This is a genomic window from Streptomyces sp. NPDC006923, from assembly GCF_040635655.1.
Classification (GTDB): Bacteria; Actinomycetota; Actinomycetes; order Streptomycetales; family Streptomycetaceae; genus Streptomyces.
In genome coordinates this window covers 408,356-420,783 of the sequence record NZ_JBEYIF010000004.1, presented here as the reverse complement: position 1 = coordinate 420,783, position 12,428 = coordinate 408,356, and the positions used below count along the sequence as shown (strand labels likewise).

At 68.1% G+C, this 12,428-nt stretch carries 13 protein-coding genes and 1 riboswitch; of the genes, 4 read left to right on the top strand and 9 right to left on the bottom strand.

Annotated features, from left to right (window positions below; translation table 11 throughout):
* Nucleotides 1–44 precede the first annotated feature (44 nt).
* On the bottom strand, nt 45–233 hold the full coding sequence (locus ABZ707_RS10275) for a hypothetical protein (protein ID WP_360170855.1): 189 nt from the start codon (nt 231–233) through the stop codon (nt 45–47).
* Nucleotides 234–265: 32 nt separating this feature from the next.
* Complete coding sequence (locus ABZ707_RS10270) at nt 266–1,225, bottom strand: glucosyl-3-phosphoglycerate synthase (RefSeq protein WP_360171351.1); 960 nt, start codon at nt 1,223–1,225, stop codon at nt 266–268.
* Between the two features lie 155 nt (nt 1,226–1,380).
* Nucleotides 1,381–1,508: riboswitch (SAM riboswitch) on the top strand.
* Between the two features lie 15 nt (nt 1,509–1,523).
* On the opposite strand from ABZ707_RS10270, the gene thrC reads away from it, so the two are divergent.
* The 4 genes from thrC to groL all read left to right on the top strand — a co-directional run bounded on the left by thrC (nt 1,524) and on the right by groL (nt 5,699).
* A complete protein-coding gene (gene thrC, locus ABZ707_RS10265; protein WP_360170852.1) occupies nt 1,524–2,819 on the top strand; it encodes a threonine synthase in 1,296 nt (431 codons plus the stop codon).
* Nucleotides 2,820–2,852: 33 nt separating this feature from the next.
* Nucleotides 2,853–3,128 (top strand): ubiquitin-like small modifier protein 1, encoded by a 276-nt coding sequence (locus ABZ707_RS10260; RefSeq protein WP_360170849.1) that lies wholly within the window; start codon nt 2,853–2,855, stop codon nt 3,126–3,128.
* 364 nt (nt 3,129–3,492) lie between these two features.
* Nucleotides 3,493–3,696 carry a cold-shock protein gene (locus ABZ707_RS10255; protein ID WP_005315736.1) on the top strand — a complete coding sequence of 68 codons (204 nt, stop codon included), beginning with the start codon at nt 3,493–3,495 and terminating at the stop codon, nt 3,694–3,696.
* A gap of 377 nt (nt 3,697–4,073) precedes the next feature.
* Nucleotides 4,074–5,699, top strand: a complete 1,626-nt coding sequence (gene groL, locus ABZ707_RS10250) for a chaperonin GroEL (protein WP_360170845.1) — start codon at nt 4,074–4,076, stop codon at nt 5,697–5,699.
* Nucleotides 5,700–6,229: 530 nt separating this feature from the next.
* On the opposite strand, the gene ABZ707_RS10245 is transcribed toward groL, so the two are convergent.
* The 7 genes from ABZ707_RS10245 to ABZ707_RS10215 all read right to left on the bottom strand — a co-directional run bounded on the left by ABZ707_RS10245 (nt 6,230) and on the right by ABZ707_RS10215 (nt 12,408).
* Nucleotides 6,230–7,156, bottom strand: a complete 927-nt coding sequence (locus ABZ707_RS10245; protein ID WP_360170842.1) for a hypothetical protein — start codon at nt 7,154–7,156, stop codon at nt 6,230–6,232.
* A 59-nt stretch (nt 7,157–7,215) separates the two neighbouring features.
* A complete protein-coding gene (locus ABZ707_RS10240; protein WP_360170839.1) occupies nt 7,216–7,671 on the bottom strand; it encodes an NUDIX domain-containing protein in 456 nt (151 codons plus the stop codon).
* A gap of 70 nt (nt 7,672–7,741) precedes the next feature.
* A complete protein-coding gene (locus tag ABZ707_RS10235) occupies nt 7,742–7,954 on the bottom strand; it encodes a hypothetical protein (protein WP_360170836.1) in 213 nt (70 codons plus the stop codon).
* Between the two features lie 88 nt (nt 7,955–8,042).
* Nucleotides 8,043–8,846, bottom strand: a complete 804-nt coding sequence (locus ABZ707_RS10230; protein ID WP_360170833.1) for a helix-turn-helix transcriptional regulator — start codon at nt 8,844–8,846, stop codon at nt 8,043–8,045.
* A gap of 41 nt (nt 8,847–8,887) precedes the next feature.
* On the bottom strand, nt 8,888–9,403 hold the full coding sequence (locus tag ABZ707_RS10225; protein WP_360170830.1) for a DUF6879 family protein: 516 nt from the start codon (nt 9,401–9,403) through the stop codon (nt 8,888–8,890).
* Entirely contained in the window at nt 9,384–9,650 is a 267-nt protein-coding gene (locus ABZ707_RS10220; protein WP_360170827.1) for a hypothetical protein, read from the bottom strand. Before ABZ707_RS10220 ends, ABZ707_RS10225 begins: the two co-directional genes overlap by 20 nt.
* Nucleotides 9,651–9,930: 280 nt before the next feature.
* The gene (locus ABZ707_RS10215) at nt 9,931–12,408 is read right to left on the bottom strand and encodes a SpoIIE family protein phosphatase (protein WP_360170824.1); all 2,478 of its coding nucleotides are present in this window, start codon (nt 12,406–12,408) and stop codon (nt 9,931–9,933) included.
* Between the last annotated feature and the right edge of the window lie 20 nt (nt 12,409–12,428).

The window sequence follows — 12,428 nt, the reverse complement described above, 5'->3', positions numbered from 1 at the left end:
AGACACTCCATGGGGGTGACGCGGGCCGCACGGCCGGTGACGGCTCAGCCCCGGCGGCGGCTCCGCGCCGCGGCCAGGGCGACCACCCCGGCGCCGGCCGGCGCCACCACCATCCCGCCGAGCAGCCACCACCGCTCGGCGGCGCCGTCCGGCCGTCCGGAACCCGCCGCCGTCACCCGCCCGGAACACAGCAGCGCCAGTGCCATGGCCAGCGCCACAAGAAGCCATGTCACGCCCACGAGGGAGAGGTCGTGAGGGCCGGCGGCTACGCCGCACGCCCGGCCGGGTACTCCGCGATCTCCCGCACCGGCGGGCGCTCCTCCGTGTCCACGGCGTGCGTGCGCGCCACGAAGCCGTCCGCGCCCCGCTCGAACTGCGTCAGCTCCGGCCGTACCAGGTGCGCCCGGGACAGCCGTAGCTGAGCCGTACGGTAGATCGCCGCGGCCATCCGCCCGAGGGCGCGGTCATCCTGGTGCCGGTGCACGCGCACCCCCACGTCGACCTGGGCCAGCGCGTCGAGCCCCACCGTGTGCAGGGCGTCCACGAGCAGCCCCAGCTCCACGCCGTAGCCCACCGGGAAGGGCAGCCGCTCCAGCAGCGAGCGCCGCGCCGCGTACTCGCCGCCCAGCGGCTGAACGAAACCGGCGAGCCGGGGCCAGTGCAGATTCAGCAGCGGACGCGCCACCAGCTCCGTCACCCGTCCGCCCTGGCCGCCCGCCGGGCCCCCGGGCTCCCCGCCCAGCGGCCGGTCGTACATCGCCTTGACGAACTGCACGTCCGGGTCGGTCAGCAGCGGACCCACGGTGCCGGACACGAAGTCCGCCGAGAAGTTCCGCAGATCCGCGTCGACGAAGCACACGATGTCGCCGCTCGTCACCAGCAGCGAGCGCCACAGCACCTCGCCCTTGCCGGGCAGCGCGGGCAGCCGCGGCAGGATCGAGTCCCGGTGCACCACCCGCGCGCCGGCCGCCGCCGCGACCTCGGCCGTCCGGTCGGCGGAACCGGAATCGATCACTACCAGTTCATCGACGAGTGGCGCCTTCTCCATCAGCTCGCGACGGATCACGGAGACGATCTCGCCGACCGTCCCCTCCTCGTCGAGGGCCGGCAGCACCACGCTCACCGTGCTGCCGCGCGTGGCCTTCGCCACCAGGAGCTGGTCGACCTTACGGTCGGCGACGGACCAGGAACGCCTGGTCAGCCAGCGTTCCACCTCTTCCAGCACGGTCGGTACTCCCTGAAAGTGATCCATCTCGCGGTGCGGACGACTAGCTCAACCGTCCGGTCCTTCGGTTACAGTCTTGAACAACACGAATGGCCGTCGCATGTCGGGGGTCGTTCCGTGGAAAAACGCACCGGACCCCGGGTCCGGCGCCATAGCGCTCATCCAGAGGGGCAGAGGGAACGGCCCGTAGAAGCCCCGGCAACCCTCCCGCCGACCGCGAGGTCACGGTGGGGAAGGTGCCAATTCCGTCTCGCGGCGAAACGCGTCGTGAGGAAGATGAGGAAAGGGCCTCGCCTCCATGTCTGCGCAGACCGTCCACCCCACCGACGTCCGCCCCGGATCCGTCGATCTCGGCCCCGCCGCCGCACTCTCGTGCCGCGAATGCGGAGAGCGTTTCGACCTCGGCCCCATCTTCGCCTGTGCGAGCTGTTTCGGGCCGCTCGAAGTGGCGTACGACCTGCCGAGCGGCACCCCGGAAGAGCTGAAGAAGCGCATCGCGGAGGGCCCGGACAACATCTGGCGCTACGCCCCGCTGCTGCCCGTCCCGGCCGACGTGGCCGACAAGCCGAACATCAACCCCGGCTTCACCAAGCTGGTCAAGGCCGACAATCTCGCCCGTGAACTGGGCGTCACCGGCGGCCTGTACGTCAAGGACGACTCCGGCAATCCGACGCACTCCTTCAAGGACCGGGTCGTCGCCATCGCCGTCGAGGCCGCCCGCGCCTTCGGCTTCACCACCCTCTCCTGCTCCTCCACCGGCAATCTCGCGGGCGCGGTCGGCGCCGCCGCCGCGCGGGCCGGATTCCGCTCCTGCGTGTTCATCCCGCACGACCTGGAGCAGGGCAAGGTCGTCATGGCCGCCGTCTACGGCGGAGAACTGGTCGGCATCGAGGGAAACTACGACGATGTCAACCGCTTCTGTTCCGAGCTGATCGGCGACCCGCTGGGCGAGGGCTGGGGCTTCGTCAACGTCAACCTCCGCCCGTACTACGGCGAGGGCTCCAAGACGCTCGCGTACGAGATCTGCGAGCAGCTCGGCTGGCGCCTGCCCGACCAGATCGTCGTCCCGATCGCCTCCGGATCCCAGCTCACGAAGATCGACAAGGGTCTTCAGGAGCTGATCAAGCTGGGCCTGGTCGAGGACCGCCCGTACAAGATCTTCGGCGCCCAGGCCGAGGGCTGCTCCCCGGTGTCCACCGCCTTCAAGGCGGGCCATGACGTCGTACGGCCGCAGAAGCCGAACACCATCGCCAAGTCCCTGGCGATCGGGAATCCGGCCGACGGCCCGTATGTCCTGGACATCGCCCGGCGCACCGGGGGCGCCGTCGAGGACGTCGACGACGAGCAGATCGTCGACGCGATCAAGCTGCTGGCGCGCACCGAGGGGATCTTCGCGGAGACGGCCGGCGGCGTGACCGTGGGCGTGACCAGGAAGCTGATCGAGGCCGGTGTCCTCGACCCGGCCCTGACCACCGTGGTCCTCAACACCGGTGACGGTCTGAAGACCCTCGACGCCGTGGCGCCGACGACCGGCCCGACAGCGACGATCCGCCCGAGCCTCGACGCGTTCCGCGACGCCGGCCTGGCCCGCTGAGCACCGCCCACCACTGAAGGAAGGCACCCCACCATGAGCGTCAAGGTCCGCATCCCCACCATTCTCCGCACGTACACCGGTGGTCAGGCCGAGGTCCTGGCGGAGGGCGCGACCCTCTCCGAGGTCATCCAGTCCCTGGAGAGCAGCCACCCCGGCATCGCCGCCCGCGTCCTGGACGACCAGGGCAAGCTGCGCCGCTTTGTGAACGTGTACGTGAACGACGACGACGTCCGTTTCGAGCAGGGCCTGGAGACCGCCACCCCCGAGGGCGCGGGCATCTCGATCATCCCCGCCGTCGCCGGAGGCTGAGTCCGCCGGATCGTGCCCGCAGTGCCTCAGTGGCCCTCTCCGCGAGAAGCGGAGGGGGCCATTCTGAATGGTTGAGCGCGATACAGTGTGGGAAGGCCCCCCGTCCGCCCGTGCCCGGCACATATGAGAACGCGACAACATGGGGCCGAAGTCCTGGTGACATTTGCGCTATACGTGCGCTTTGCCCGGCCCGACTTGCCCTGGAACGCAGCGAATTCATCGCTATGCCTGTTCGGCCATGCCCAGAATTCTCGTCCGATTGACCTGTTGCAGAGGGCAGTTGGGCAGATACATTCAGCCGCGGTCGACGCGTTCCGACGCGAAGTGTGGCCCCCGGTAAGGGCCAGTAATAGGGGAGTTAGGCATGGCTCAGGGCACCGTCAAGTGGTTCAACGCGGAGAAGGGGTACGGCTTCATCGCGGTCGACGGTGGTGCGGATGTTTTCGTCCACTACAGCGCGATCCAGATGGACGGGTACCGCACCCTTGAAGAAGGTCAGCGAGTGGAGTTCGAGATCTCGCAGGGCCAGAAGGGTCCGCAGGCGGACATGGTCAAGCTCGCCGTCTGATTCCGGCGCGATCGGCCACCGACGCACTCACGCCGAAGGGTCCGTGTCCCAGAGATGGGATGCGGGCCCCTCGTGCGTTCCCGGGCGTTCGTCCCGTGTTCCGCGTCCCGTGTCCCGTGTCCCGCGTTGTCCGTCCGAGGGCTCGTGTCGGCAGCACAAGCTTGCACTCGCAGGGGTCGAGTGCTAATCATTGGCATTAGCACTCTGCAAGTGAGAGTGACAGCTTGAGGACCGGGTCGGTGAGGCCCGAAGAGCCTGCGGGGCAAGGAACCGCACGGCTCTCAGGTCGTCCGTCGCGGGCGCCGGTACGGTCCGTTCCACCCGCCCCCTGGGCCTGGCGGCCTGGGGAGACCCCCTGTCCGGGAGGACCACTTCACATGGCCAAGATCATCGCGTTCGACGAGGAGGCACGGCGCGGTCTCGAGCGCGGGATGAACCAGCTCGCCGACGCCGTCAAGGTCACCCTTGGCCCCAAGGGTCGCAACGTCGTCCTCGAGAAGAAGTGGGGCGCCCCCACGATCACCAACGATGGTGTGTCCATCGCCAAGGAGATCGAGCTCGAGGACCCGTACGAGAAGATCGGCGCCGAGCTGGTCAAGGAAGTCGCCAAGAAGACGGACGACGTCGCCGGTGACGGTACGACCACCGCGACCGTCCTCGCCCAGGCGCTCGTCCGCGAGGGCCTGCGCAACGTGGCCGCCGGCGCCAACCCGATGGCCCTCAAGCGTGGCATCGAGAAGGCCGTGGAGGCCGTCTCCGGCGCCCTGCTGGAGCAGGCCAAGGACGTGGAGACCAAGGAGCAGATCGCTTCGACCGCCTCCATCTCCGCCGCCGACACCCAGATCGGCGAGCTGATCGCCGAGGCCATGGACAAGGTCGGCAAGGAAGGCGTCATCACCGTCGAGGAGTCCCAGACCTTCGGCCTGGAGCTTGAGCTCACCGAGGGTATGCGCTTCGACAAGGGCTACATCTCGGCGTACTTCGCCACCGACATGGAGCGCATGGAGTCGTCCCTGGACGACCCGTACATCCTGATCGTCAACTCCAAGATCAGCAACGTGAAGGACCTCCTTCCGCTGCTGGAGAAGGTCATGCAGTCGGGCAAGCCCCTGCTGATCATCGCGGAGGACGTCGAGGGCGAGGCCCTGTCGACCCTGGTCGTCAACAAGATCCGTGGCACCTTCAAGTCCGTCGCCGTCAAGGCCCCGGGCTTCGGCGACCGCCGCAAGGCCATGCTCAACGACATCGCCATCCTCACCGGCGGCACGGTCATCTCCGAGGAGGTCGGCCTCAAGCTGGAGAACGCCGGCCTGGACCTGCTGGGCCGCGCCCGCAAGGTCGTCATCACCAAGGACGAGACCACCATCGTCGACGGTGCCGGCGAGAGCGAGCAGGTCGCCGGGCGGGTCAACCAGATCCGCGCCGAGATCGAGAACAGCGACTCGGACTACGACCGCGAGAAGCTCCAGGAGCGCCTCGCGAAGCTGGCCGGCGGCGTGGCCGTCATCAAGGCCGGCGCCGCGACCGAGGTCGAGCTCAAGGAGCGCAAGCACCGCATCGAGGACGCGGTGCGCAACGCCAAGGCCGCCGTCGAGGAGGGCATCGTCGCCGGTGGTGGCGTGGCCCTGCTGCAGGCTTCCTCGGTCTTCGAGAAGCTGGAGCTCGAAGGTGACGAGGCCACCGGTGCCGCGATCGTCAAGCTCGCGCTGGAGGCCCCGCTCAAGCAGATCGCCGTCAACGGTGGTCTTGAGGGCGGCGTCGTCGTCGAGAAGGTCCGGAACCTGACGGTCGGTCACGGCCTGAACGCCGCGACCGGCGAGTACGTCGACATGATCGCCGAGGGCATCATCGACCCCGCGAAGGTGACCCGTTCCGCTCTGCAGAACGCGGCCTCCATCGCGGCGCTCTTCCTCACCACCGAGGCCGTCATCGCCGACAAGCCCGAGAAGGCCGGCGCGGCCGCTCCGGGCGGCGGCATGCCGGGCGGTGACATGGACTTCTGATCTGCCTCCGGCCGATCAACCGTCCTGACCGAGGGCGGCACCCCCGCGAAGGGGTGCCGCCCTCGGGCGTTTCTCGCTGGACGGACGCGGCGGCGGGACGCGGAGTGACCGTCCGGGCCGGGGTGACGCTCGCGGACCTCAACGCGTCTCACTGCCAGTTCTGCGCCCACCCGCACGTCCGTCCCGCACGTCCGCGCCAATGACAGGGCCCCGCGCGGAGTCGCCGATCGGGACGTTTGGCTGTCTGCGGGGTCGCTACGAGGCGCGTAGCTCGTCCTCTGGGGTCGGGGCCCGCACCGAGCGCCACGGCGTGACTCGGGCACGCGTACAGGGTCACCTCGGGGCCTCGCGCGCTCGATGTACCGGAGTCCCGCCGTGCGGTGCGGCACCTGCGGGAACCCGGGTACGTCTACACCGTGTGCAGCGAGGCACCTACGTGCGCGACCGATGCGAGGACGAGCGTCAGGGCACACAGCAGACCCGCCCGTGCGCCACGGGGCAGCGCACGGATGGGGCCGTCGGGAGACCGCTCACGCGGTCAAGCCAGGGTCGAAGTACCCCGGCGTGCGGAACAGACCAGTGAAGGTCCCCGGGCCGTGCCGCTCGTCCAGCCATGCCCCCAGCACCGTCGCGTCACCGCTGATGATGGCTCCGAGGAGCCGTGTGTGGCACTCGTCTTCTTCACCGGGTGCGAACTCCTCAAGGAAGCGGGCATAGCGACGATTGACGCCGTTCTCGTAGCCAGTGAGGGCCGCCGCGTATCGCGTCTGCTCGTCGCTTCCCGACAGCCCCGCCGCGCGGTCGGCGTCCCCCTCCCTCAGCGTTCCCGTCATGTCCCGAAACGCGAGGGAACCGAGAACGTCTGAGGGCTCCGTCACGCCGAAGCGCTCCACCGTCTGCCGGGTGATGGAACGCGCCTCTTTGTCGCACGCACCTTCCATGACGATTCCGATATTGCGAGTGTGGTGACTTCCGTGCTGGTCGGCAGCCGAATAGGACTGTCCGGTCGACCGGCGGTAGTTAATTCCATATTGAGTTCGGACGGGCACGCCTGCCACTTCCACATACCGCCGACGCGACCCGTAGTGAAGGCAGTCATGGGCGTACGCGCGAAGCAGGTCGAGAAGGGCCAGTGCGGGGCGCTCAGGATTCCGGCGTTCCATGGGTCCGTACATGGTGATGACGGCCACCATCTGAAAGTGCCGGTATCCCTGGTCCGGGTGGTGAAACCCGCCGAAGGCACCGGCACGCGAGGAGTCACAGCCGACCAGCACGCGATCAAGCGGCAGCATCGTGGCCAGCCCGTACCCGGCGTACCGGCGCTTGGCGTTTTCGACACCAGCATGAAACGGGGTGGTGTCGATTCCGTCTGCCGCCCACCGGCTGAGTATTTCTGAGAGGGGCCGAAAGACGTGGGCGGGATGTTTGCCCGTCAGTGGGGACGCGTCGGCGCGCATGGCTGCCAGTGCGGCGATTGCCCCAGCGCCGGTTACGGACTCGTTGGGCGCGAGTTCCGTTAAGTCGACGAGCCCGCCTTGATGAGCTGAACGTGACTCTCTTGCATCCCATCCGGGAGCGCGTCCGGGCTGAACCATTTCGCCTCCAGAATCTCGAAGCTGTCGAGCTTGAGAGTTCCACCCGTGTGAAGCGCCTCGTAGGCGATTTCCACTCGTAGTTTGTAGCCGCTGGTCACCTGGACCAGTCTTCCCGGAAGGACTTCAAGGCCAGTTTCTTCCCGAACCTCCCGAACGATCGTCTTCGGGAATTCCTCGCTCTTGACGGCGTAGCCGGTAGGAAGGCCCCATGGGCGGTCGGCGGGCCACATTCGGTGCTTGAGCAAGAGGACTTGACCTTGTTCGTTTCGCACCACGCCCGTCACGCCAACCATGAATTTGGCGTGCGCAAACCACAGGACGCGCCACTGCAGAGGGCCGCGGATTAGTTTCCACACCCGGGCGACGATCCTTTTCATGCGTACCCCTTCGGTAGGGCAGGCGCCGGGGGCGCCCGCGGCTGATTCAACCGGAGCGGTGGGGAGCGGGTCACGCGCCAGCCGGCCGGTTCGGAGTGGCAGACAGCCAGTTGCGGCCAGTACGGGCAGCGCGGTGCTTGCTCGCGTCGCCGTTCACCTGCGCCCGGTCGTGCTTCCTGGCGATGTTGTGGCAGTGCGCACAGCCCGGTACCGGCTTTGGTTCGGCGTCCAGCCTCAGCGGCAAGGCCGTCGGCGCACTCGGGTAGGTGTGCCGCTCGCTCATGCAGGCCCCTTCGCGTCGTCTGGAGCACAACAACGCTAGGACGGTGAGGACCTCAACTCGCAGCCGATTGCAGGTGATTGCAGACGAGTCAGACGAGCGAGTCACGTGCCTTGCAGATCAAGGCACGTGCCCGCGCACCGTAGACGGCCATGTCGGCGAGCTTGGTGTAGGTATCCGAGTACGCCTTGACCTCAGTGGGCTGAGTAAGCGTCAAATAACCCGACACCAACTCCACATTGACTTGCGCGTTGTCATAGATCCAAAAGTTCTCAACTGGAAGTTGAGGGCGTCGCTGAGCGACAGGAACGACACCGAGACTGACATGGGGCAAGGCGCTTGCAGTGAGTAGCTGCTCCAGCTGTTCTTCCTGAGCTTCCGCAGTGCTGAGCGTGTTTCTGAGAACGGGTTCTTCGATCAGGAAAGCAAATACTCGCTGCCCCTCGCGCAGCACTCGCTGCCGCTCCATACGGGCCGCCACTGCGTCGGCCACGTCATCCACCGGCACCCGCTGCTGCTGAATCGTCCGAAGTACGTCCTCGGTGTATTGGTAGGTCTGAAGCAGTCCGGGAAGTGCCCACACGCTATATGAGCGGAAACGCCGCGTGCGCTGGTATAGCGGTAGCCTCTCCTCCTGGGACCGTTTGAGTCCCGCGCGCTCCAGCCGACGCCACGTCAGCCATGTGCCTTCTGCGGCCCGAAGCGAGGCGATCAAGTCGCCTGTCTGATCCTCGGCGTCACATGCACGGCACCACGACCGAATATCGTCCTCACTCGGTTGTGTCTTCGCTGTCGAGATCCGGGAAACCTTTGAGGGGTGCCAGCCGCACAGGGCTGCGAGATCCTTGCCGTCCAGTCCGGCATCCTTGATCAACTCGCGAAGACGGTTGGCCAAGGCGTGCCGGGCCTCTTGGGCGCTGGATGATGCTGATTGCACTAGACCGGCTTGTACTCCTCGTGAGGCGTGGCCCGCTCCCAGACGGCATCGAATGCGTCAGTGCACCACGCGGCCAAGGTTGCGTCGTTGACGTACTCGCGTTCCGTCAGAACGCCGTCCCCGCTGAAGTGATGGAAAAGCACCAACTCGCCGTCGAATACCCAGAAATCAACAGCGGGCACCGCGAGGTCTTTTGCTTGGCGTCGGGGAAGCCAACGAACATCCTCACCGGCGGCGATATTGGTCACCGCATAGTCGTGTTCCCACCGGACGTACTCAGTCAGAGGCTCGGACACCACGCGGACACGACGAACCGAGACCCCACGCGAAACGGCAGCCTGTACCGCGTCGTGCCAGCCTTCCCACCAGTCCGCACGGTTGTCCGGCGTGAATGTGCGGCGCCCCTCGCACCATTCGAGGAAATCGGGGTCAGTGCTCGCGTACTGATCACGAACCTCCAGGTGGATCGCGGTTCGCCGTGCACGGGACAACGGCTCACGTGCCGGAGGCTTCATCGGCGATGCCTCCGTCCGGACGAGGAATGTACTGGATCATGACCTTGGGCAGCCGAATGATCGCTTCGTGGTCCGGGACGTCCGTGCCGTGGCCGGGGATCGAACCGACCTCCTGGCACGCCTTCACCTCCTCCTCGGTGGCCCGGTAGGACTGGATCAGCAGGTCTCCACTGTCCTCGTCCAGCCAGATGGTGGGCGAATCGTCCTTGCCGGTGTCCGGGATGATCCCCAGGAAACGCAGGCGCATGACCTCTCCCCCTGTCGGTCCGATTGCGGCAGATTGCTTGAGCGTCGTCCACTCGGCTCACACGGTCAAGGGGTCGTGAGGGACGTTGGCGCGACGCAACAAACCCCGGCGCCCGCCGCCCTGGTGCGAGTGATAGCGCCGGTGCTCGTGGTGCCACGGTGTCGATTGCCAGTGCTCCTCGAACTCCGCGAGGGTGGCACGTAACGAAAGACCCAGAGCCCGTGCCGACGTGCCACCGGAGGAGGCGCGTCGTGTCGTCAGGGACTGATGTCTTCGCCGGTCACCGGGAGGAGGGAGGGAGCGCCGCGCCGGTGGGCAGGGTGAGTTCGGCCCAGACGATCTTTCCGCCGGGCGCGATGCGGGTGCCCCACCGGCGGGACAGCTCCGCGATGAGGAAGAGGCCACGGCCGTTCTCGTCGGTCGAGCGGGCGTGGCGCAGCCGCGGGGAGTTGCTGTCGCCGTCCGCGACCTCGCACGTCAGTGACTTGTGCCGGATCAGCCGGAGCCGGATGGCGCCCGAGCTGTAACGGATGGCGTTGGTGACCAGTTCGCTGACGATCAGTTCCACGGTCGTGCTGAGCTCCTCCAGCCCCCACACCGCGAGCTGACGGACGGCCAGGGACCTGGCCTTGCCGACGACGGCCGGGTCCGTGGACAGCTCCCAGGAGACGTACTGGTCCGTGCTGAGCGAGCGGGTACGGGCCAGCAGCAGCGCGACGTCGTCCTCGGCCGGTGCCTGCGCCACCACGGAGTCGACCACGTCCGAGCAGATCTGCTCCAGCGTGCCCCGGGCCCCGGCGAGCGCGGCCCGCAGCCGGTTCAGCCCGACGTCGATGTCGGCCTCGCGGGTCTCGACGAGGCCGTCGGTGTAGAGGGCGATCATGCTGCCCTCCGGGAGTTCCATCTCGACGGACTGGAAGGAGAGCATGCCGACGCCGAGGCCGATCGGCGCGCCGGAGGGCACCGTGGGGAAGGTGACATTGCCGTCCGGGTCGACGATCGCGGGCGGCGGGTGTCCGGCGCGGGCCATGGTGCAGCGGCGGGTGACCGGGTCGTAGACGGCGTACACGCAGGTGCCGCCCATGACCGGGGTGGCGTAGCCCCTGGCGCCGGCGTCCTCGTCCGTCAGCCGGGCGACCAGGTCGTCGAGGCGGGCGAGGACCTCCTCGGGCGGCAGGTCCATGTCCGCGAGGGTGTGCACGGCGGTACGCAGCCGCCCCATGGTGGCCGCCGCGTTGATGCCGTGCCCGACGACATCGCCGACGACCAGGGCGACCCGGGCGCCGGACAGCGGGATCACGTCGAACCAGTCGCCGCCGACTCCGTCGTGCACGTCCGCGGGAAGATACCGCCAGGCCACGTCGACGGCGCTGCCGCCCGACGGGTTGCGCGGCAGCAGATAGCGCTGGAGCGCCAGGGCCGTCGTCCGCTCACGTGTGTAGCGGCGCGCGTTGTCCAGGCTCAGCGCGGCCCGTACGACGATTTCCTCGGCGAGGAGCCGGTCGTCCCGCGAGAAGGCCGCTGGCGTGTCCGTACGGATGAACACCGCGATGCCCAGGATCACGCCGCGCGCCTTGAGCGGAAGGATCATCAGCGAGTGCATGCCGTTCTCGTGGATGGTCCTGGCCCGGCCGGGGTCCTGGTCGAGCCAGGTGCCGGGGGAGGAGTCCAGAACGGGCTCGAAGTGTGCTTCTCCCGTGTTCAGGACGGCGGTGAAGGGAGATGACGGCGGTACGAACACCGGGTCCCCGCGGCGCCACATGGACTCGGGGATCCCGGCATGGACCGAGGTCACCCCGGCCCGGCGGAACACCGGGACGCCGCTGTCCGTGGCCTCCACGCGCATCAGCGGCTCCTCGCCGAGCGGGACCGCCTCGGCCAGGTCGACCGTGGCATAGTCCGCGAGCAGCGGCACGGCGACCTCCGCCAGTTCCTGCGCGGTGCTCATGACATCCAGGGTGCGGCCGATGCGGGTGCTCGCCTCACTGAGGACGGCGAGGCGCTGGCGCGCCGCACTGGTGGTGATGTCCACGACCATCGAGCACACCCCGAGAGGGCTCCCGCCGGGTCCGTCGAGGCGGAAGAAGGAGGACGAGAACACGCGCTCCTCGTTTCCGTCCTCGGCGGTCCAGCGGTATTCGTGGTCGATCACCGGTTTGCCGTCCTTGAGGACCTGGCGCATCGCGGCCTCGACCGAGTCGGTGTCGAATCCGGGCAGCGAGTCCGCCGCCCGCCGCCCCAGCCGCTGGTGGCGCAGCGGGCCGATCCTGCGCTCGACCGTGCTGTTCAGCCAGATGCAGCGGAGATCGGCGTCCCAGATGGCCATGCCGATCGGTGAGTCGTCGAGGAGTGACCTCAGGACCAGTTCGTCGGTGCCGGAGGGCAGGGGCGTGCCGGACAGGTCGGCCGCCGATATGAACCAGTCCCGCCTGCCGTCCTCGGCGGCCAGCGGAGACGCCCACACGCTCATATTGATCGGGCGGCCGTCCCGGTGCCGCACCCGCACCATCCCCGACCAGGGCTCCCGCGCGCCGGCCAGGGCGGACCAGGCCGACGGGTCCGGCTCCGCGCCGTCGGACATCAGCAGGTGGGTGGCGGAGCGGTTCACCACTTCCGAGGCCCGGTAGCCCAGAAGCCGTGCCGCGGCCTCCGTCCACCCGATCACGGAACCTTCCGCGTCGATCACCGCGACCGCCGCTCCCGGCAGCCCGAGCGCCTCTGATGTCGCCCCGGGCATCCGGCCGTCAGAGCCGGGCATGCCGGGCTCCAATCACCACA